Origin of the sequence: Ruegeria profundi (genome assembly GCF_049800715.1) — a bacterium.
GTDB lineage: Bacteria > Pseudomonadota > Alphaproteobacteria > Rhodobacterales > Rhodobacteraceae > Ruegeria > Ruegeria profundi_A.
In genome coordinates, this window is the sequence record NZ_JBNAFO010000014.1 from 46,438 (window position 1) to 65,120 (window position 18,683).

The window sequence follows — 18,683 nt, forward strand, 5'->3', positions numbered from 1 at the left end:
ATAAGTCTGATCCAGGAAACCCGCCGAGGCGTATCTATCAAGAACCGTTTAATTAGGAGATAAATATGTTCTCGAAAAGTATTCTTACAGCCACCGTTGGACTATTTGCAGCCACGTCCCTTCAGGCTGGTGTACAAATTCGCTTTATAGAAGGCGCACCCAAGGACCGTTTTGTTCTGACAAACGTCGGAGCTTGCGAAGTAGAAGCTTCGACAGTCAAAATTGACTTGTCGAAATCTGCGGGACGTCTGATTTTCGACGTTACCGACAAAGGCGCGGGTGTAGAGGTCTTCCAACCTCTCGAATTCGTTGAGGGCGCGGATGCTCTGCGGCAAATTCCAGCGGTCGAGGATGGGCAAGATACAATTGAACTTGAGATCGCCTCCCTCGCAGCCGGGGACAAACTCGCCTTTACCATCGATGTCGATGATACCATCGGGCAACGCGAAATCACCGTAACGGGGTCGGAGATCGAAGGCGCCACAGTGTCATTTACCGATGCAGATAAAACCAGTACGGCGACCTTCTCTTCTGAAGCACTTGTCAACGTAACAACCAAGGACTGCTGAAAACTCTCCTACAATGTCGAATTGGTTGATCCGCATAGCATTCCTTGCGCTCATGGTGGGCGGCGGCATCCTGATCGGGACACTGACCGCACCTGGCGAATGGTACGCGCAGCTTTCTAAACCGGCTTTCAACCCACCAAATTGGATTTTTGGACCGGTTTGGACGGTGCTTTATGTCTTGATCGCCATGGTGGGTTGGCGTCAGTTCGAAGCGGACCGAAGCTCGACCGCCATGAAGCTGTGGTGGGCGCAGATGGTTCTGAACTTTTTGTGGTCCCCAGCCTTTTTCGTACTGCAACTGCCGTGGTTTGCCCTTGTTGTCATTGTTGCGTTGTTGGCTGTGATCGTCATGTTCATTGCTCGGGTCAGGAATTCGGATCGGGTTTCCGCACTGGCCTTCCTGCCGTATTTTGCATGGGTCGCATTTGCCACGGCGCTTAACCTTTCCATTGCGATATTGAACTGAGAAGGAACAATATGCGTGCCAACTTCGTTGGGCTTGTTTCAGGTCTTGCTATCATCGGATGCACAATGGCTCAGGCTGATGGAAAACTGACTGAAGACTTCTCCAAGTCTCCGGAGACGCGTTGGGACTACGTAGCCGACACCGTCATGGGAGGTGTTTCCTCAGGACAGGTGCAATTTCGTTCGGAAGGTGATGTAGCATTCGCGCGGCTGACCGGAACCGTCAGTACAGAAAACAACGGCGGTTTCATCCAATTCCGACGCAAGTTGTCTGATCGACCAGATGAGGGTGTATCAGGCGTCAGGCTATTGGTACGGGGGAACGGTGAGCCATACTTCGTTCACCTCAGAACGCGTGGCACGGTGCTTCCGTGGCAATACTATCAGGCCGAGTTCGCAACTTCTGAAGACTGGACCGAAGTTTATTTGCCTCTATCAGGTTTCAAGGCTTCAGGCGCCATATTGCGCGCTATTCCCGTTGCTGATGAAATCACTTCAATTGGAGTTGTAGCCTTCGGGCGCGATCACAAGGCCCGCGTAGATGTCAGTGAGATTGGTTTCTATTGAAGATCTCCAAAGAGAGGGCTGTGATATTCAGATAGGTCTGCTTGACACCGGTTGAGATCGAGTTGTGCCAATGCCTGAACGTAGATGTGCTGTTTCTTCATTTTAGATGCTCAACCTGTCTTTTCTGAGCAAACACTTGAAGCGTGCTGCGTTCTGAAGAGACAACTCCACAGGCAGTCTTCAGTTAAAAAAACTTAATCAAAGCAAAATACATTCAGCAAAAGACAACTCCCACATGAAGCTCATCTAAAGGAGTGAGTATCATGAAGAGGATTACAGCCTTGGGCCTTGTTGCCCTGACCCTATCATTTGTTGGTACTGGTGCGTTCGCCGAATGCTATTTTGGGAACGATGCGGTAACCGGGATGGAGACGATCATCTGTGAGACAGACGATGGCTTTTCCAGCTGGGGCACAATGATCGCGGAAGCTTGAGCGATTCGGGGCACAACACCAAACTTTCTGTGAATTTGGTTAAAGCAGATCGAATTCTGCAATTGGTAGCACCAAAGCCAAACAGCACTCGATGCCGAGAGTGGTGACGCGACAGACTCGTCTATAAGTACTGCGTGGTAGGGAACCTCCTGTCCCGCTTCGATGCAAGAAACTGCACCAGTTCATCGCCTTGGTTTGTGTCGATGGATATTTCAAACTCACGCAACCTTGGGCCGATTCTTGGCGTTCTCCGTTCCTCTGGTGAGGCAATGTGATGGCCTCTGTTGTTAGGAGACCAATCGTTCTTTGCATTGACCCGTCACGACACCGCCCCACCTTTCTAACTCAGTTAGGAGCATCCTGAGTGTTTGTGAGGACCACTGCCTTATTAATTTTTGCTGTGTCGACCCCGGCCACGGCACTGCAGCTTCGCGAAACAGGGCGGTATGAGCTCAATCAACCCGCAAGTCTTGACTACGATCCGACGTTTTGCGGGTTGTGGATTGCGAATGAAGGGCCCGAGGCCATTCTCGTTACATTGCAAGGGGATGAATTGCGCCGAATATCCAGCGATCTCTTCCGTATCAAAGCAATTGCTATCGAAGGGGATCACTTGTTGCTGGGCGATGGTATCGGCAGTCTTCAACGTGTCACCAAAGATGGAGAGCCACTCGGAGCGCCTTTCAAACTGGATGGCGGATTCGCAGACACCGAGGGGATCGCGATCAACGCGAAGGGGCAGATCGTGACCGTAGAAGATGACCCGGAACGGTTGTCCTGGTTCACTTCAGAGGGTGCTTTGACGGCGAGGTTGGATACCATGAAGCTCTCTCCCCCCTTAAGTGAGGCACAAGGCATCGCGATTGACCCACGCACCGGTCACATGTTGATTGTTGATGACTGGGAAGGGTCAAACAGCTTGTATGAGTTCACGGCAGATGGTCAACTGCTCGCCCAGCAAAGCCTGTTGGAATTCGGAACTGACCCTGAAGGCATCGCCATCAGGCCGGGATCTAACCAACTGTTTGTAGCATTCGACGGCGGCGCGAAGATTGTGACATTTGACTACACGCCCACCTTGCCTGAAGGATCTCCGCCGCTTCCGCCGGGCGGAGATTGCATGATGTTCTGAGAATTTGGTTTCGTATTCTGGCCAACACTGGTTTTTGCCTAGTCCCGTTCGCTATCCAAAGCTTCGCGTATGAGCGTCAGATTCGGCAGCGAATTGTGAAACGGACCTGACCCGAGTTCGGACAAAACTGGAGCTAGGGATTCCGACATCCGCTCGGTACAAGCTTTCAAAAACTCCGCTCCTTGCGACGTGGACCGGGCTATTTTCGAACGCTTGTCATTGGGGTTGGTTTCAAGGGTAATCAGAGCATGATTTTCAAGGCTCGCGAGCATGTGCGTCATTGACGTCTTGGGCACTTGAAACGCGTTCGATAGCTGTAGTGGCGTTTCCCCCTCGGGGCGCCGGACCAGGTGACCCAATATGCCAAATTGGGTTGCGGTCATTCTGCCAGGTAAGAACGCCTCAAGCTTGGTCGAGATCAGCTGGTTGATGATCCCGACCTCGGTGAAGAACCGGTAGATTTCGTTGGTCTCATCTTCAGGCTTCATTCAGTATTCGTGTCTCCAGAGGCCAGCGGGGTGTGGCAATTGGCTCGGGTCCATACCCCAAACGCAGCAACATTTGCACCGTGTGACCGGGTGACGCAAGAAGCTCATGCGCCAGAGCGTATTCATCGGCCATCTCAGGATATTCCTGAAGTGCTTGACTGACGGGATGCACGCCTAGCCCCATTTCGGTTGTCTTCAGGTAAAAACGCATCAATTGACGCCCGGCATCGAGTTGATCACTACGCGTATTTGTAGCTGTCGTGAGGACTGCGTATTGCGGCGTCGCGTCTAGCATAGCGAAGTAGCCTCGCATGTGAGACTGAGTGCCTGGGTGATCAACATTCATAAGGGTTTCATTGTCCAATAGGCCGGTAAGTCGCAGCGTTTCCAGCATGGGATCGCGCAATTCAATCCCGTCCGGATTGGCGTTGATTTCTGCTTTCCCGATCCGCATGAGGTCTACGGATTCTTTCAGGGTCTGCGGTGTTCGCATTTCGATTTCGAAAGCGCGTTTCGTGAGGTCTTGAACACTCGCCACCAAATCTTCATCGGTAATCAAAGTTGCATAGTTGCCAAGCGTAGACACCTGATCGGCAGAGAGGCGCTGTTCAGTGTACGGTTCTTTGTTGGAATGCCGTTTGAGGATTTGATCTGAGAGTGGATCGAGCGCTCTGCCAGGAACAAACACTGCTTCTGCGATTGGTCCGTCATCTCCATCTGGCAGTAGTTTGACTTCGGTATCAAATCCCTGTGCACCTGCCGCCAGGATCAGTGTCTCAACAAATGCGCCGAGGCCAATAAAGAGCTGGCGGTGGTAAGGATCGGTTTCCGGAAGTTCGCGATCAGGATCACGGTGGATGCGCACCGTGTCTTGCCCAACCAACTCGACCAGCCAAGGTTGCAAGTTGTGCGGATTGGGGGCGAGAATTGCGTAGGACAAAGCAGCTTTGCGTGGGTCGTCATACGGTTTTGGCGTCCACGGAGCCAGCGCGTCATGCGGCGTGCGTGTAGCGAGGAACCCAACCGCGCCCGTTGCCGCCAGAATTGTGCCTCCGCCTAGAATCTTAAGAAAACGTCTTCGATTTGGCATCTTGAGCCTCCAATAGTACGATATCGAACTAAATAATACGAAATCGTACTAATTCAACCCCAATCGATGTAGTGATTGGTTAAGTGATTTAAAAAAGGAAAGCAGAACAGCCGGACGCAACCGCGGACTGCCGCCATCGACAAGTACTCGGAGCGCCTTTTATGTCGCCAAAAAAGCAGTTATTTTAGTTGATTAACGATCGGATACGAGAAGATCAGAGGCTGTTGAGCCGATGCTTTTCGAGTATCCCGCAAAGCATAGCCTGTGCTTGCAGCCTGTGTTCTCGATGACGTTCACGGGCAACATCCGGTCGACCTTCACTAATCGCTTGAAAAACAACCCGGTGATCTTCGTTGGATTTGACGGGCAGGGGCCTGATGAACAACGTCGTTGCGCGTGCGCGGCGCACCTGGTCGCTCATCATGGCGACAATCGCTTCGACCCGTTTGTTGCCGCCCAACCGAACGAGCTCCTGATGAAACAACTCGTCAGCCTCGGCCCAGGCTTCAAGGTCTTCGGCTTCGATGGCTTGATCCATCTTGGCAATTGATCCAGCAAGGACCGCCAGTTCATCTTCTGAATAACCCGCTTCGGCAGCGCGCTGTGCTGCGAGACTCTCGAGTTCCGTCAGGATGTCGTAGATTTCACGCATATCATCTGATGAAACAGGCAGTATCCGCACGCCCTTACGGGGCCGCATTTCAAGCAAGCCCTTACTCTCCAACATCAGCGCAGCTTCCCGTATCGGGGTGCGGGACATGCCAAGGGTCTCGGCGAGTTCCGATTCCAGATGGTCAGTTCCGGCTGCTAGTTCGCCAGACAGGATCATCTGTCGCAAATCCCTAACAGCGCGTTGGGTATTGGAAAGAGTTTTTGCGTCCTGACCCTTCACGGCGTCTCCAGGTTGATCTTTCGTCCCTCCGCAGCCGAGAGATAGATGTTCTCTTCGATGCGGATCACGTCCAAATAGTCTCGGGCCGTGTTTTCCAGCGGCGTGCCCTCTACAAGGCCTGAAACGACGTGACTTTGCAAGGCGTGTACGCAGTCTCCTCCAAACCCATCATGATCGCTCGGAGGTAAAATCTGCTGTCGCTCCTGTTTACCAAAAGCGCGGAGGTCAACTGAACCGTCGCCGTTGAGAACCAGTGATCCTTCGGTTCCTTCGATGAGAGCCTCACCCATGGTTTGACGCAGGTTTTCGGCACTGTGGTCAAGGCATCTGTTGCCATCGAAAAGGGCTTTCAAGCCGTTGGGGTGATCAAATAGGATGAAACCTGCATCCTCGCCAGCGATAAAGGGGTTAACTTGGCGCAAGTCCGCATAAACTGCGCTGGGCGCATCGAACAAAAATCGGAATGTGTCTACCCAGTGAACCGCTGTTTCATGCACCAGGAAACGCGGCATTTCCTGAAAGTACGGCTGCCGGTCAAGGTAGGCTCGTGGTCCCTGTCCGTCGCCTGGCCGAAGCCGGAAAGTCGCTTGAAGAGGTGTGCCAATTCGACCCTCGGTCATTGCCACCTTGATCGCACGATACCAGGGCTGAAATCGAAAATTCTCATGCACGACAATAGTTGCGCCTACCGCTTCAGCCTCGGAGACGATCTTCTCCGCTTCATCCAGAGACATGCAGAATGGCTTTTGACAGATCAGCCACTTGATACCAGAGTTCAGTACCGTTCGGATGGCTTCGGCCTGCGCTACAGGTGGAAGGATGATGTCCACGAGATCTGGTTTTTCCGCCTCCAGCATTTGTGACAGATCATCGTAAGCGGCAAGTCCTGTTTCTTTAGCCTTGTTGATATCACGGTTGCAGGACGCAATCGGAACCGCTCCGGGCATTCGGGACCAGCTTTCGTAGTGGAACCTGCTGAAATATCCCGCGCCCACACAAGCAACCCTGATGGTTTGTCGAGTATTCATGCCCGTAGTGCTTCCAATACCGATGCGGCTGCATCCTGTGTTCCGGCGGTGCCACCTAGGTCACGCGTCAGGTTCTGTCCGTTCGCAGTCACCTTTTCCACGGCTTCACGCAATCGTTCGCCGTCGTTGGACAGGCCTGGGTGATCATGGGTCAGCCCCAACCATTCAAGCATCATTGCTGCGGACAGGATCATTGCAAAAGGGTTGGCGATACCCTGTCCCGCAATGTCCGGAGCGGAACCGTGGCAGGGTTGGAATACTGCATGATTCAACCCGATATCCGCTGAGGGAGCCAGCCCAAGACCACCCATGAGACCGGCACCAAGGTCGGAGAGTATGTCTCCGAACATGTTCTCAGTGACCAAAACATCAAATTCCCAAGGTTTTTGAACCATCCACAGAGCGGTGGCATCAACATAAGCACGGTCTGCCTGCAATTCGGGATGATGGGTGGCTTCTGCATCAAACATCGATCTGAAAAACGCAAAGGCGCGGAATACATTGGCCTTGTCGACACATGTAACTCGCCCCCGGCCGCGCCCGGTTCTTTTGCGGTTCTGGGCAAGTTCAAACGCGAAACGGAATAGTTTTTCAGACACCTCACGCGTGATCAGCAAGGTCTCACGTGCTTCATGTTCGGTGACCTCGCCAGCGCCTTGGGTGAAAAACAGCCCTTCTGTGCTTTCGCGTATCAAGACAAAGTCGATCTCTTTTCCCGGAGGCAGCGCCAATGGGGTCATTTGTCCGCTGCTAACCTTTACTGGTCGCACACCAGCGAAAAGTCCTAGTTGCTTGCGCAGATCGATCTGCGGCGAAATCTCGGTTCCGTCAGGGTATCGAACATCCGGCAAACCCATTGCCGACAGCAGAATCGCGTCAGCATTACGGGCAGTTTCGAGTGATCCTGCCGGAAATGATTCTCCAGTTTTGGCGTAGTGGCCTGCGCCTGCCGGAGCGTCTGTAAACACCAGTTCATAGGTGGGATTGCTGAGCGAGAGCTGGCGCAGGATTTCAAGCGTGGGGCCCATAATTTCTGGGCCAATCCCGTCCCCGTGGAACACTGCAATATCGTAAGTCTTTTTCATTTTGCCCCGCTTCCTTCCTGTTTCGCATTCATAGCGCGATCGCAGCTTTCACTACAGTCCGTTGACAACGCATTCTTTAATGTATACGCAAATAAATGCAATAATAAACGCGAAGTTGTTTGGGAGGACTTGGAAATGAAACTAATGCTAGGGCGGTTGGCGGCCGCAGCTGTGATGGCGACCAGTATTGCAGGCGCAGCTGCTGCGCAGGATTACCCCTATCGTGATATCACCACAGCTGTGGTCTGGGGGGCCGGTGGCGGTACGGACACGATCAACCGTATGATCATGGCCGAGATGGAAAAACACCTTCCGGTCTCGATCAATGTGATCAATCAAACAGGTGGTGTCGCAGGCTCCAACGGTATGGTCTACGTTATGAACCAACCAGACGATGGCTACACACTGGTTGGTCTGTCTGAATCGAATGTCACCGCTGCTGTGCAGGGTGGTTGGGATAAGAAATTTGACTTTTGGTATCCATTCATTGTTGGCGGATCACCTGATCTGATCTCGGTTCCGGCGGACAGCCCTTACAATACTCTGGAAGAACTGGTCGACGCCGCGAAAGCTGCTCCGGGCACTATTCCCGCCGCGGCTTCCGGCGCAGGTTCGATCCACCACTTGAACCTTCTGGCGATCGAAAAAGGGTCCGGTGCAGAATTCAAGTTTGTGCCATACAAAGGCTCCGCGCCCGGGCAGGAGGCAGCGATAGCGGGTGAAGTTGCGTTGGTTGTGACTTCACTGGCTGAACAGGCACCGTTGATCGAAGGCGGTCAACTTAAACCGCTCGCTATGTTGACGCCCGAAGACGCGCAGATTGCTGGGGCAACCGTACCTTCTGCCTTTGGAGTTTATGACGGTCTCGATCAGTATTTGCCGCTCAAACAGGCGATCGGGTTTGCGGTTCACAGCTCGGCCGGGGATGACGTTAAGGCTGCCTTAGGCGATGCGTTCGAGCAAGCTATTGCTTCCGACACCGTCGCCGAATGGGCTGCGGCAAACAACTACGACGTCGGTGGTCAGCACGGCGAAGAGGCTCAAGAACTGTTTGCGAACCTCGAAGCTACCTTTGCCTACACCTTGCAAGATCTAGGCGCCGCGACCGTCGATCCGGCCTCGCTGGGTATTGAGAAGCCCTAATCCGATCACTTTTGAAAGGGCGCGCTGGATCGCGCCCTTTCCCTCAGGAGGCAGGCAATGGACAAACCTGACGAAACACTGGTCATGCGGACTCGTGACTTTTGGGCAGCAATTGTTCTTATAACGGCGTCCGTCTTCTTTCTTTGGAAGACGTTGGACATCCCCCTTTGGGGTGAAAACCGCGCAGGTGTAAGCGGGTCGGATTGGTACAACTCGGCTGCAATTGTACCGCTGTTCATCTTCGGTGGGTTGCTTGCGTTGTCCTTCGTTTTACTGGCTATTTCGATCCGCTCTGGTGGGGCAGAAAACGCGCTCAGTGCGTTGGGGATCGGGTGGGACAAGTCGGAAGCCTATCGAGCTTCAACAATAGGCTTGATCCTTCTTGCATATGTCGTCGGGCTCGTTCCCAGAGTGGACTTCATTCTGTGTTCTGGGTTGCTGATTACAGCTTTGACTTACGGCTACTACGGCGGCCATGCTAGGCGTGCTTTGGTTGCCTGTATCGCGGTTGTCTCTGCAGGATTATTTGCGTTTGCTGTTTTTCCCGCGCAGGCGGACTGGAACGCACACGGTGATGATTGGTTTACGCTGGCCCTATGGGTCTCGCTAACATTTGTAGTGTTGACCAAAGCGGCTTCCGAACGTGTTTTGCGGTACGTTCCTTTGGTGGCAATACTTGCCCCGCTCATCCTTGTTTGCGCGATGGCCTTTGTTTTCCGGCAGAACGTGCCCGCGCGCGGCGGGCTGATCTTCAAGCAAATCGAATACCACTACTACGTGACGCTTCGTCCGCTTTGGAAAGATTGACTGGATGGACTTTATCCTTTCGCAACTGGCTGGATTTGGGGCCGCCTTCGTGGGCCTGGCAGTGGACCCGCTGACCTATCTGTATTTGATCGCTTCCGTGTTCCTCGGCATCACGTTCGGCGCATTGCCCGGTCTGACGGCAACCCTGGCTGTGACGATTCTGACGGGTTTCTTCGGCAACAAGATCCCATTGGACTATTCACTCATCGCGTTGCTCGGGGCCTATGTCGGTGCGATCTACGGCGGCTCTTATCCGTCTATTCTGCTGAACATACCTGGCACAGCAGCCAGCGCGGCGACGGCCATGGACGGCTACCCTTTGGCCAAAGCGGGTCGAGGGGGCGAAGCGCTCGGGCTGACCACGACGGCCAGTTTTATTGGTACAGTTATCGGGACCATCACGCTTTTGATTTTTGTCTGGGCGCTGCTTTTGGTTTCAAAGAACATCGCAAGCCCGGAGAAAGCACTATTGGCCCTTTTCGGCATTCTGCTTTCTGGCACTTTGATGAGCGAAGACCTGGTGATCAAGGGATGGATCGCCGGTCTGATCGGGCTTGCGATGTCCATGGTGGGGCTCGACCCTCTGTTGTCTGAGCCGCGCTATACCTTTGGCTGGTCTTACCTGATGAGCGGGTTTCAGGTCGTGCCTGTTTTGATGGGGGCTTTTGCCATCCCCCAAATCATCGACGGTTTGAGGCACGTGGAGGCCGGAAAAGTTCTTGCCCTGAAAGGCCGTATTCTTCCGAACCTTCGATCTATTCGACGCTACTTGCCAACCATCGGCCGGTCAGGCGTGATCGGGACAGGGGTCGGAGCACTTCCCGGAGTAGGCGAAGATGTAGCCGGTTGGGTCAGCTACGGTGTTGGAAAGACCGTATCTGCCGAGGGCGACAAGTACGGAAAAGGCTCCTTGGAAGGTCTGTTGTGTTCGGAGACTGCAAACAACGCCTGTATTGGCGGCGCGCTGATCCCGCTTTTGGTTTTGGGTATTCCCGGTTCACCACCCGCCGCCGCTTTGATGGGGGCGTTCAAGATCAACAACGTGATCCCGGGGCCGGCGATTGATCCCGAAATCATTCTGCGCGTGGTTGCGATTTTGGTGCTCGCGTCGCTGACGATGTTTCTTATGGGGCTTTTCACGGCTCGCGTCTTTATCAAGATACTCGCCATCCCGCAGACCATCTTCTTGCCAGTCGTGATGGTTCTGACAACGATTGGGTCTTTCAGCGTCGGTGGTGGCATTAATGATCTATACTTGATGCTCGGCGTCGGCGCCGTTGCCTACTTTATGAACCTCATGAAGTACCCAATCGCGCCGTTGGTTATCGGTGTTATCCTAGGCGGCCTGTTTGATGAAACCTTCCGCCGGTCATTGTTCCTGTCGGATGGGGATCTTTCGGTCTTCTTTTCACGACCCGGTGCGGCCATTCTTCTGGTGCTCAACATTGGTCTGATCCTCAGCCAGCTGCCCATCGCAAAGCGCGCTTTCTCACGTCTGAAAGGACTTTCTGTCTGATGCTTGTAGTTACTGTCACCTTCACTCTCAAGCCCGGTATGAGAGACACCTTTTTGCCGTTGATGGTCGAAAACGCTTCAACCTCTTTGCGTGAAGAACCCGGATGCCATCAGTTTGACGTTTGCCTAGGCGACGATCCCGAGAAAGTATTTCTCTATGAGGTTTATGACGACAGCGTGGCGTTTTCTGCCCACCTAGAAAGTGCGCATTTTCAGTCCTTCGATGTGGCAGTGGCTGATATGATCGCCACCAAGGTGGTTCACCAGTATTCCGAGGTCATCCGATGAACGATTGGGAAATCCACGCGGTGAAGTACGCAGATCGAAATGCCCGGACACGCGCTGATAGTTTCATCGTCGATGATAATCATGACGCGCCTCATGCGATGGATTATTTCGTTTGGGTGCTCAAACGTGGCGACAAAATCATCCTGGTGGATACTGGCTACGATTCCGATGAGGCTGCCGCGCGTGCTCGTCCCATCGCGATGGACCCTCGCGAGGCCTTGCGGCCCCTAGGCATTTCGCCGGAAGCGGTGACCGAGGTCATCGTGACCCATCTTCACTATGACCACGCGGGCGGGCTGCACATGTTTCCTAACGCAAAGTTGCACATGCAGTCGGCGGAAATGGCCTTCGCCACAGGTCCCTGCATGTGCCATGACCACCTGCGTGCGCCTTTCACGGCTGGCCATGTCTGCGAGGTGGTAAAGCGTCTCTATTCAGGCAAGGTCGTGTTCTACGATGGAGAAGCTGAGATTGCAGATGGGGTCACGGTGCACTGCATCGGTGGACACTCGCGCGGATTGCAATGCGTTCGCGTAAGAACAGGAGCTGGGTGGATGGTACTCGCCTCTGATGCCTCGCATTACTACGAGAATTTCATGGCACGCAAAGCCTTTCCCATCGTCGTCGACCTGCAAGACATGATGGATGGTTTTGAGACGCTAGAGAGATTGGCCTCGCATCCTCGGCTTGTCGTGCCCGGCCATGATCCACTTGTGCGTGAGATCTTTCCAGTCGGAGCGGCACCGCATATTCATAGGCTGGATCCTGGGCCAACCAGGGACATCAAATTATGAAGATCGGCGTCATAGCGGACGATTTTACCGGTGCGAGTGATATTGCGAGCACCTTGGCAAAGGGTGTCGAGCCGGAAGGTGGACTACGAACGGCTCAGTTCCCGGGTATCCCGAATACCCCAGCCGACGAGGAGATTGAAGCGGGTGTGATCTCACTCAAGAGCCGCACCGCATCTGTCGAAGAAGCTGTTGCGGACAGCGTGCGGGCCCTGCGCTGGCTTAAAGATCAAGGATGCCAGCAGTTCATCTTCAAGTATTGCTCGACCTTTGATTCGACGATGGAGGGAAATATCGGTCCCGTTGCGGAAGCGCTGGCCAATGAACTGGGCGCGCAAAAAGTGGTTTTCTGCCCGGCCTTTCCGACCACGGGTCGCACTGTTTATCACGGCCATCTTTTTGTGTTCGGCAAGCCGTTGAACGAGTCCGGAATGGAAAACCACCCACTTACTCCGATGACGGATGCCAACATTAGGCGATGGTTGCAGCATCAAACCAAAGAACCGGTCGGGTTGGTGTCGATCGACGCCGTCAAGCAAGGATCAGAGGCGATTGCGACAGCTTTGCAGAACACCGACGAACGATTTGTGATCGGTGATGCGATTTCGGACGAAGATTTGTTGGCTTGGGGTGAGGCTCTAAAGGATGCCCAGCTCATTACTGGGGGATCCGGCCTAGCACTGGGGTTACCAAGAAACTTCTTGAGAGAGGCTTCATCCAAAAGTGTTGGCATTGCGTTCACTGGTATCGCTGGGCCCGCCGCTATCCTTGCAGGGTCTTGTTCAGGTGCGACACGCGGGCAGATCGATGTTCATGCGGAATCCAATCCGACGTTCGCCATTGATGTTCCAGGTGTCATGTCCGGGGAAGTGACCACGCAAACGCTTCTGGATTTCTTTAAAACGCATCCGGATCACGCGCCACTCGCGTTTTCATCGGGAAGCCCGGATGATGTGCGCGCGATCCAAGGTCAATTTGGCCAAGAAGCCGTGGCGGAAAAGCTGGACAATCTCTTTGCAGATACAGCACGACAACTTGCCGAAACGGGGTACAAGCGCCTTGTGGTGGCAGGAGGAGAGACGTCTGGAGCTGTCGCCAAGGCTGTATCACAGGCACTGGGGTCACCGGCCATGTCAATTGGGCCAGAGATTGATCCGGGCGTGCCAGTCTTGAGCGTTGGAAAATCTGAACCCATTGCACTGGCTTTGAAGTCTGGAAACTTTGGCGCTCCAGATTTCTTCTCGAAAGCGCTGAAAATGATGGAGGCAGGCAAATGAGTTCTGAAGAACAGGCACTGCGACGGCAAATGTCGGAACTGTGCGCCTCGCTTTTTGCGCGTGGCTTTTCCGTCGGCACTGCGGGCAATGTCTCCGCGCGTCTACATGACGGGATCCTCATGACGCCAACGAATTCGACCTTGGGCGATATCGACCCAGAGCGCATCGCCAAGATTAGTTTGGATGGCAGCCACGTCTCGGGCGATAAGCCGACAAAGGAAGTCTTTCTGCACCAAGCCTTCTACGAGACGCGGCCAGAAGCGGGCGCCGTGGTGCATCTGCATTCAACTTGGGCCACTGCACTGTCGTGTTTGGAAGACACCGATCCCAATGACTGTATTCCACCGCTAACACCATACGTGGTGATGCGCGTTGGCACGGTCAAACTGGTTCCATACGTTAAGCCGGGTGACCCGAAATCCGGTGATTTGATCCGCGAATTGGGCGGCAAGTACAGTGCGGTTCTGTTGGCTAATCATGGCCCGGTCGTGTCGGGAAAGGACCTCTTCTCTGCTGTCTGTGCAGCAGAAGAGCTAGAAGAAACGGCCAAGCTGCTCGTGGCTTTGCGCGGTCTGCCAACCCGCCTACTGGATGCTGAACAAGTCACAGAACTCAAAGAGACTTTCGGAAGGATGTAGTCAGACACCGGTAGGGGGGAGTTTGCAAACTACTGGGCAAATCGTGAAGAGTTATTCGCAAACACGCTTGAGCTTAATCAATGCAATCAATTGCAGGACCGCACCGTTATGAGCGCGCTTACATGATGCTTAGGTTTGCGCATAACACTACGCTCACCCCATAAGTTTGCGTAGTTTGCCTGTAGTCTTGCGCTGCGCGATTCTCTGCCTTAGCGACGAATTTAATCAGTTTTTGTCGTAGTCATTGCGGCCATGGTTCTTTGCGGCGCTCAACCCCACAAAGGGCCTCTCTAAGGCCCCTTGGGTTCCATGCGGCTTTTCTGCTTGGATTCTCGCGAAGGTCTGCAATGCGCTGAAAGCGAAGTTTGCAAATTCTGGCGGGCGGATGATCCAAATGACCGGCTGGAAAGGAGCAACGGACGTTTTGAACCCAATCCAGCCGTTTTTGCAGGCCGGAGTTCTCTGGTAGCGTCGGGTATTTGCCAAAATACCTACAGCTGAGACCCAATTGGTAAAATACTTAAAAATCCGGCAACTATGTGATCCCAGGTCGATCCTGTCGGTTCCGATTGGTACTCAAGAACGTTGCCATCATCGCCTCTTGTCGTCCATTTAAGCTGACCAGCTTTCTCGAGAGTCACGTTATATGTGTATGCGGGTAGCGCGTCGTCCAAGGCACCCATGGTCTGTGTCGCCAATACTGGCGAGTCAATCAGAATTCCCATCTCGGTGTTGATGTTGACAGATCGCGGATCCCAGTTGAACGATCCTACGAACAAGTATCGGTCATCGACTGCAAATGCCTTGGAATGCAGGCCTGACCTGGATTGAGCCCAGTTAATACCGCGGCGTTGGACCTGATAGGCGTCCGGTCGCAGCTCATAGAGCTCTACTCCACCGCGTAGAAGTGCACGGCGTTTCTTGGCATAGTGCGCGTAAACGGGTGCGACGTCGTTAGATGCAAGTGAATTGGTTACAACCTTCACGTCGACACCACGGTTCTCCAGTTCGGTCAGCCATTTAACGCCGTTGTTGCGCGGCACGAAATAGGCAGAGACGATGTTCACTTCGCTGCTGGCATTCTCGAAGTACGGAAGCAATTGAGATGCCAGAACGGGACCTGAGTTCTCGAGACCTGCGGTTTTTGACGGCGGATCAGCATAGAGTTTCGCATGCAGCCAATCCAATGACAGGGCTCCATCTGCGAAGTTCTCTTGTGCCGACTTTCTGAGGGCCGCGCCATACTGCGTCTGCTTCGCTTCCTCGACCAGTTCGTTCAACCTGACTCGCGCATCACCAAGGTCAAATTCCTGTGGTTCTCCAACGACTACCCGAGCCGGAACGGCGAATTCGCTGTTCCAGTATGAGTCAAAGCTTTGCGACACCTGGCGTACGACGGGGCCTGCTGCCAGCACATCTAGATCAGCGTAGTTCATTTCTTCTCGCGCGAGAAAGTACTCGTCACCGATGTTTCTCCCGCCCACAATCGTGAACACGTTGTCTGCGGTCATGGACTTGTTGTGCATTCTGCGATTGATGCGTTTGAAATCGGTCAAACCTGCGATCAGAAGGCTTTGTTCCCGCCAGAATGGATTGAATAGCCGGATCTCAATATTTTTGTGATTGTCCAATGCGGCTGTCATCGCGTCATAGCTGGACGTATCCATGTCATCCAGCAACAATCGGACACGAACACCCCGATCGGCTGCCTGCAAAAGACTGGCGGCGAATAGGTGACCCGTTGGGTCGTCGTGTAGAAGGTAGTATTGCGCGTCTATCGTTCTCTCGGCCGCCGCAGCGAGCAATAGTCTTGAGACAAGAGCTTCTTCGCCGTCACTGATCAGCTTTACGCCCGACCGACCGTCTTTGGGATCGCCAAGCCGATTGGCCGCCCGACTGAGAGCTGTGCGCGAGTCCGCCGGCAGCGAAGCCGATACCGTCTTTTCAAATGTGCGAGTTTTGGGGGCGCAAGCAAGAAGGGTCAGCGTGCATAAAATACAGACCACTAACTTCCATCGTGTCATCAGCTTCCTCCATCCCCTAAAGTTAGGTGACTACGCCGAGACGGGTGATTGCAAGTCTGTTCTGTGAAGCATGAGACTGTTTCGCTGGGCGTTGTTTTGGTGAAACCCTCAGCTTTCGCATGCTGGCATGTGATTTTGACGCAATCTCAAATCAAACGTACTCTACCAGCGACCAAGTGCGAACGAGGACCATGCCTGATCCCGAACACAGAAATAACTCCGCTGCGGAGCCTTCGCGGCGTGCTGTGGCCGACGGTATCGGCGTGGCAACGGAGGAGTTCAAAATCTCGATGCCAATCGGGATCGGAGCTGTCTTGGCTGCTTTGGCTTCTTTGGCCACGTGCTATTCCGGGATTTTACTGACCTATTTGGTTGGCTACGAAGCGCTTTCTATAAACCCACATGCGCAAGCGGTGCTCATGTGGGTGTTTGCATTGTTGGCGGTTAGTTTCTTATGGAGAGACCGGAAACGGCATGCCAAGGAGCTTCCACTCGTCCTCGGTGGGATTGCCGCTATCATCCTGATTGTCACACTGTACTTCGGCTATGATGAACGCGTCGAAGCTTTGGCCTATGTGCTTTTGGTGATCGCGGCTTTGCTAAACCAGAACTTTATACTCGATGCTTTGAACCACACGGTTCGCAACCAGACGCATGAAATAGAAGCATTGAACGAAAGACTGACTGAGAAGGTAAAGCGCCAGGAAGGCGAGATTGACAGGCTGGGGCGTCTCAGACAATTCCTTGCGCCTCAAGTTGCGGAGCTTGTCGTCGAAGAAAACGCTGACGAGCTTTTGAATACTCATCGTCAATACATCGCTTGCCTATTCTGCGACATCCGGAATTTCACCGCCATTTCCGAGGCGATTGAGCCGGAGGATGTCATTACCCTTCTCCAGCATTTCCACGATGAAGTTGGCCATTTAGTTGCCAAACACAAGGGAACAATTGGATACCGTGCAGGAGACGGATTGATGGTCTTCTTCAATGACCCGGTTCCCTGCGATCAGCCTGTTCTGCAAGCTGTACGGCTGGCCAAGGCAATAAGCGAAGCTTTCGAAGAAATACGAGCGCCCTGGCAGAAACTCGGACACGCGATGGGTTTGGGTATTGGGATCAGTAGTGGTTATGCGACGCTTGGGCTTATCGGGTTTCATGGTCGCGCCGACTACACCGCAATAGGTGGAGTTGTAATTACCGCATCCAGACTTTGCGACTTTGCCAGCGACGGGCAGATCCTTTTGAACCAACGGGCGCTTCTAGACATAGAAGAAAATGTGGAGACAGAAGAAATGGGAGAGCGGGAACTGAAGGGCATTGGTAACCCCGTGCAGATTTTTCGTGTTGCCAGCCTCTCCCACGAAGCAAAATGATGTGTTTTTCAATAGCTTTTCGTATTTCCAAGGCCTGCTTTCGGCCGCTAGCGGCCTGAAGCGCACTTTTAAGGAAACGGCAGTACTGAACACGCGGCCTCAATCCTACGGATCGCTGCACGCGACAATCAACGAGTGTAGTCGGCGGATTGAAAGCTTTACACAAGCATCTTGGAGAGGTGACAAGTGGCAGAAAACACGTGCAATACGTCAAAGTTCACCGACCACTCGGCCAAGGAAATTTCGTGGTCGCTTTTAGCCATTTAAAACAAGACGAGCACGACTGGGCCGTTTTTGACCTATTCCAGCTCTAGGGTGGAAAGATCGTCGAACACTGGAGTGTTCAGGAACAGATTGGCCGGAAAGAGACTTGGAACAACTCTGTCAAATTCTAGGGAATTTGAGCGTCATGTTTTCGCGGCTGAGGCCAAAGATGATTTCTTTTTCAAGGCAAGGGCGCATTAGAGATGGTTCAACATTCCAGAAATCGATTGGTTGTATTTGATTGACCCCGCGCGATAACCTGATTGCATCAAAGGATTAGCGGAACATTTGTGGAGTATTAAATGAAAAGGTTGGCGCTGACAGCAATGGCATTGATCTCCACTGGCGCGGTGTTGGCCGCTGGTATGGAACGGTGGGGTGAATCCGGTGACTGGACAATCCTGATTGATCCCGAAAAGGGCAATGGCTGTCTCGCTTGGAAGCCCTTTGAAAACGAAATGACCGTTGAAATTGGCGCGGCGCCCAATCAGGCCGGTGGTTTTTTTGCCGCCTACAATCCGGCTTGGGTGCAGATCGAGGACGGTGCGACCGGCATCGTAAAGTTCGACTTTGGTGATGCAAAATTCGAAGGCGAAGCGGTTGGTGTCTACAAGAATGGAGTTCCCGGTGGCTACGCCTTTTTCGACAACCCGGCGTTTGTGACCGAGTTTGGAAAACGCCAAAGCGTTACGATTATTGGCGAAAGTGGGGCCGAGGTTGAACTCGACCTCAGCGGGTCCGCAAAAGCGATTGAGGCCGTTTTGACGTGTCAGGCCGAACAGCCGGAACCACTGAAGAACTAGGTCGCTTCCG

Annotated in this window: 20 protein-coding genes; 14 read left to right on the plus strand and 6 right to left on the minus strand. The window is 53.4% G+C overall.

Annotation, left to right across the window (positions count from 1 at the left end; translation table 11 throughout):
- Positions 1-65: 65 nt before the first annotated feature.
- The 5 genes from ACP15L_RS19335 (at position 66) to ACP15L_RS19355 (ending at position 3,167) form a co-directional block, all read left to right on the plus strand.
- Positions 66-569 (plus strand): aggregation factor core, encoded by a 504-nt coding sequence (locus ACP15L_RS19335; protein WP_170764772.1) that lies wholly within the window; start codon positions 66-68, stop codon positions 567-569.
- 13 nt (positions 570-582) lie between these two features.
- The gene (locus ACP15L_RS19340; RefSeq protein ID WP_425085428.1) at positions 583-1,035 is read left to right on the plus strand and encodes a TspO/MBR family protein; all 453 of its coding nucleotides are present in this window, start codon (positions 583-585) and stop codon (positions 1,033-1,035) included.
- Positions 1,036-1,046: 11 nt separating this feature from the next.
- Positions 1,047-1,601, plus strand: coding sequence for a CIA30 family protein (locus tag ACP15L_RS19345; protein WP_170643585.1), 555 nt, complete (start codon positions 1,047-1,049; stop codon positions 1,599-1,601).
- Positions 1,602-1,864: 263 nt separating this feature from the next.
- Positions 1,865-2,035 carry a hypothetical protein gene (locus ACP15L_RS19350; protein WP_425085429.1) on the plus strand — a complete coding sequence of 57 codons (171 nt, stop codon included), beginning with the start codon at positions 1,865-1,867 and terminating at the stop codon, positions 2,033-2,035.
- A 364-nt stretch (positions 2,036-2,399) separates the two neighbouring features.
- Positions 2,400-3,167 (plus strand): hypothetical protein, encoded by a 768-nt coding sequence (locus tag ACP15L_RS19355; protein WP_425085430.1) that lies wholly within the window; start codon positions 2,400-2,402, stop codon positions 3,165-3,167.
- A 38-nt stretch (positions 3,168-3,205) separates the two neighbouring features.
- On the opposite strand, the gene ACP15L_RS19360 is transcribed toward ACP15L_RS19355, so the two are convergent.
- The 5 genes from ACP15L_RS19360 to ACP15L_RS19380 form a co-directional block, all read right to left on the minus strand.
- On the minus strand, positions 3,206-3,655 hold the full coding sequence (locus tag ACP15L_RS19360) for a MarR family winged helix-turn-helix transcriptional regulator (protein ID WP_425085431.1): 450 nt from the start codon (positions 3,653-3,655) through the stop codon (positions 3,206-3,208).
- Positions 3,645-4,595: an Acg family FMN-binding oxidoreductase gene (locus tag ACP15L_RS19365; RefSeq protein WP_425085432.1), complete on the minus strand. Its 951-nt coding sequence runs from the start codon at positions 4,593-4,595 to the stop codon at positions 3,645-3,647. The genes ACP15L_RS19360 and ACP15L_RS19365 overlap by 11 nt, the downstream gene beginning before the upstream one ends.
- Before the next feature lie 364 nt (positions 4,596-4,959).
- Positions 4,960-5,637: a GntR family transcriptional regulator gene (locus ACP15L_RS19370; RefSeq protein ID WP_170643587.1), complete on the minus strand. Its 678-nt coding sequence runs from the start codon at positions 5,635-5,637 to the stop codon at positions 4,960-4,962.
- Entirely contained in the window at positions 5,634-6,665 is a 1,032-nt protein-coding gene (locus ACP15L_RS19375) for a Gfo/Idh/MocA family protein (RefSeq protein WP_425085433.1), read from the minus strand. Before ACP15L_RS19375 ends, ACP15L_RS19370 begins: the two co-directional genes overlap by 4 nt.
- Positions 6,662-7,750 carry an isocitrate/isopropylmalate dehydrogenase family protein gene (locus ACP15L_RS19380; protein ID WP_425085434.1) on the minus strand — a complete coding sequence of 363 codons (1,089 nt, stop codon included), beginning with the start codon at positions 7,748-7,750 and terminating at the stop codon, positions 6,662-6,664. Before ACP15L_RS19380 ends, ACP15L_RS19375 begins: the two co-directional genes overlap by 4 nt.
- Before the next feature lie 135 nt (positions 7,751-7,885).
- Between ACP15L_RS19380 and ACP15L_RS19385 the strand changes: the two genes are divergently transcribed.
- Genes ACP15L_RS19385 through otnC form a run of 7 tightly spaced genes read left to right on the plus strand, consistent with a single transcriptional unit; the run spans position 7,886 to position 14,209 of the window.
- Positions 7,886-8,893, plus strand: coding sequence for a Bug family tripartite tricarboxylate transporter substrate binding protein (locus ACP15L_RS19385; RefSeq protein WP_425085435.1), 1,008 nt, complete (start codon positions 7,886-7,888; stop codon positions 8,891-8,893).
- A 57-nt stretch (positions 8,894-8,950) separates the two neighbouring features.
- Positions 8,951-9,700, plus strand: a complete 750-nt coding sequence (locus tag ACP15L_RS19390) for a hypothetical protein (RefSeq protein WP_170641694.1) — start codon at positions 8,951-8,953, stop codon at positions 9,698-9,700.
- A gap of 4 nt (positions 9,701-9,704) precedes the next feature.
- The gene (locus tag ACP15L_RS19395) at positions 9,705-11,216 is read left to right on the plus strand and encodes a tripartite tricarboxylate transporter permease (protein ID WP_425085436.1); all 1,512 of its coding nucleotides are present in this window, start codon (positions 9,705-9,707) and stop codon (positions 11,214-11,216) included.
- Positions 11,216-11,503 carry a putative quinol monooxygenase gene (locus ACP15L_RS19400; protein WP_425085437.1) on the plus strand — a complete coding sequence of 96 codons (288 nt, stop codon included), beginning with the start codon at positions 11,216-11,218 and terminating at the stop codon, positions 11,501-11,503. Before ACP15L_RS19395 ends, ACP15L_RS19400 begins: the two co-directional genes overlap by 1 nt.
- On the plus strand, positions 11,500-12,297 hold the full coding sequence (locus tag ACP15L_RS19405; protein WP_425085438.1) for an N-acyl homoserine lactonase family protein: 798 nt from the start codon (positions 11,500-11,502) through the stop codon (positions 12,295-12,297). Before ACP15L_RS19400 ends, ACP15L_RS19405 begins: the two co-directional genes overlap by 4 nt.
- A complete protein-coding gene (gene otnK / locus ACP15L_RS19410; RefSeq protein WP_425085439.1) occupies positions 12,294-13,571 on the plus strand; it encodes a 3-oxo-tetronate kinase in 1,278 nt (425 codons plus the stop codon). Before ACP15L_RS19405 ends, otnK begins: the two co-directional genes overlap by 4 nt.
- Complete coding sequence (gene otnC, locus ACP15L_RS19415; protein ID WP_425085440.1) at positions 13,568-14,209, plus strand: 3-oxo-tetronate 4-phosphate decarboxylase; 642 nt, start codon at positions 13,568-13,570, stop codon at positions 14,207-14,209. Before otnK ends, otnC begins: the two co-directional genes overlap by 4 nt.
- A 491-nt stretch (positions 14,210-14,700) precedes the next feature.
- Here otnC and ACP15L_RS19420 read toward each other — a convergent pair whose 3' ends face one another.
- On the minus strand, positions 14,701-16,233 hold the full coding sequence (locus ACP15L_RS19420; protein ID WP_425085441.1) for a phospholipase D family protein: 1,533 nt from the start codon (positions 16,231-16,233) through the stop codon (positions 14,701-14,703).
- A gap of 191 nt (positions 16,234-16,424) precedes the next feature.
- Here ACP15L_RS19420 and ACP15L_RS19425 point away from each other — a divergent pair, with 191 nt between their 5' ends.
- Both ACP15L_RS19425 and ACP15L_RS19430 read left to right on the plus strand, forming a co-directional pair.
- Complete coding sequence (locus ACP15L_RS19425) at positions 16,425-17,606, plus strand: adenylate/guanylate cyclase domain-containing protein (RefSeq protein ID WP_425085442.1); 1,182 nt, start codon at positions 16,425-16,427, stop codon at positions 17,604-17,606.
- Between the two features lie 566 nt (positions 17,607-18,172).
- The gene (locus ACP15L_RS19430; protein ID WP_170380096.1) at positions 18,173-18,673 is read left to right on the plus strand and encodes a hypothetical protein; all 501 of its coding nucleotides are present in this window, start codon (positions 18,173-18,175) and stop codon (positions 18,671-18,673) included.
- Positions 18,674-18,683 lie beyond the last annotated feature (10 nt).

What these genes read in the sequence shown, in the direction of transcription:
- ACP15L_RS19335 (WP_170764772.1), top strand. Translation starts at nt 66, where the DNA reads ATGTTCTCGAAAAGTATTCTTACAGCCACCGTTGGACTATTTGCAGCC.
- ACP15L_RS19340 (WP_425085428.1), top strand. Translation starts at nt 583, where the DNA reads ATGTCGAATTGGTTGATCCGCATAGCATTCCTTGCGCTCATGGTGGGC.
- ACP15L_RS19345 (WP_170643585.1), top strand. Translation starts at nt 1,047, where the DNA reads ATGCGTGCCAACTTCGTTGGGCTTGTTTCAGGTCTTGCTATCATCGGA.
- ACP15L_RS19350 (WP_425085429.1), top strand. Translation starts at nt 1,865, where the DNA reads ATGAAGAGGATTACAGCCTTGGGCCTTGTTGCCCTGACCCTATCATTT.
- ACP15L_RS19360 (WP_425085431.1), bottom strand. Translation starts at nt 3,655, where the DNA reads ATGAAGCCTGAAGATGAGACCAACGAAATCTACCGGTTCTTCACCGAG.
- ACP15L_RS19375 (WP_425085433.1), bottom strand. Translation starts at nt 6,665, where the DNA reads ATGAATACTCGACAAACCATCAGGGTTGCTTGTGTGGGCGCGGGATAT.
- ACP15L_RS19380 (WP_425085434.1), bottom strand. Translation starts at nt 7,750, where the DNA reads ATGAAAAAGACTTACGATATTGCAGTGTTCCACGGGGACGGGATTGGC.
- ACP15L_RS19385 (WP_425085435.1), top strand. Translation starts at nt 7,886, where the DNA reads ATGAAACTAATGCTAGGGCGGTTGGCGGCCGCAGCTGTGATGGCGACC.
- ACP15L_RS19390 (WP_170641694.1), top strand. Translation starts at nt 8,951, where the DNA reads ATGGACAAACCTGACGAAACACTGGTCATGCGGACTCGTGACTTTTGG.
- ACP15L_RS19395 (WP_425085436.1), top strand. Translation starts at nt 9,705, where the DNA reads ATGGACTTTATCCTTTCGCAACTGGCTGGATTTGGGGCCGCCTTCGTG.
- ACP15L_RS19400 (WP_425085437.1), top strand. Translation starts at nt 11,216, where the DNA reads ATGCTTGTAGTTACTGTCACCTTCACTCTCAAGCCCGGTATGAGAGAC.
- ACP15L_RS19405 (WP_425085438.1), top strand. Translation starts at nt 11,500, where the DNA reads ATGAACGATTGGGAAATCCACGCGGTGAAGTACGCAGATCGAAATGCC.
- otnK (WP_425085439.1), top strand. Translation starts at nt 12,294, where the DNA reads ATGAAGATCGGCGTCATAGCGGACGATTTTACCGGTGCGAGTGATATT.
- otnC (WP_425085440.1), top strand. Translation starts at nt 13,568, where the DNA reads ATGAGTTCTGAAGAACAGGCACTGCGACGGCAAATGTCGGAACTGTGC.
- ACP15L_RS19420 (WP_425085441.1), bottom strand. Translation starts at nt 16,233, where the DNA reads ATGACACGATGGAAGTTAGTGGTCTGTATTTTATGCACGCTGACCCTT.
- ACP15L_RS19425 (WP_425085442.1), top strand. Translation starts at nt 16,425, where the DNA reads ATGCCTGATCCCGAACACAGAAATAACTCCGCTGCGGAGCCTTCGCGG.
- ACP15L_RS19430 (WP_170380096.1), top strand. Translation starts at nt 18,173, where the DNA reads ATGAAAAGGTTGGCGCTGACAGCAATGGCATTGATCTCCACTGGCGCG.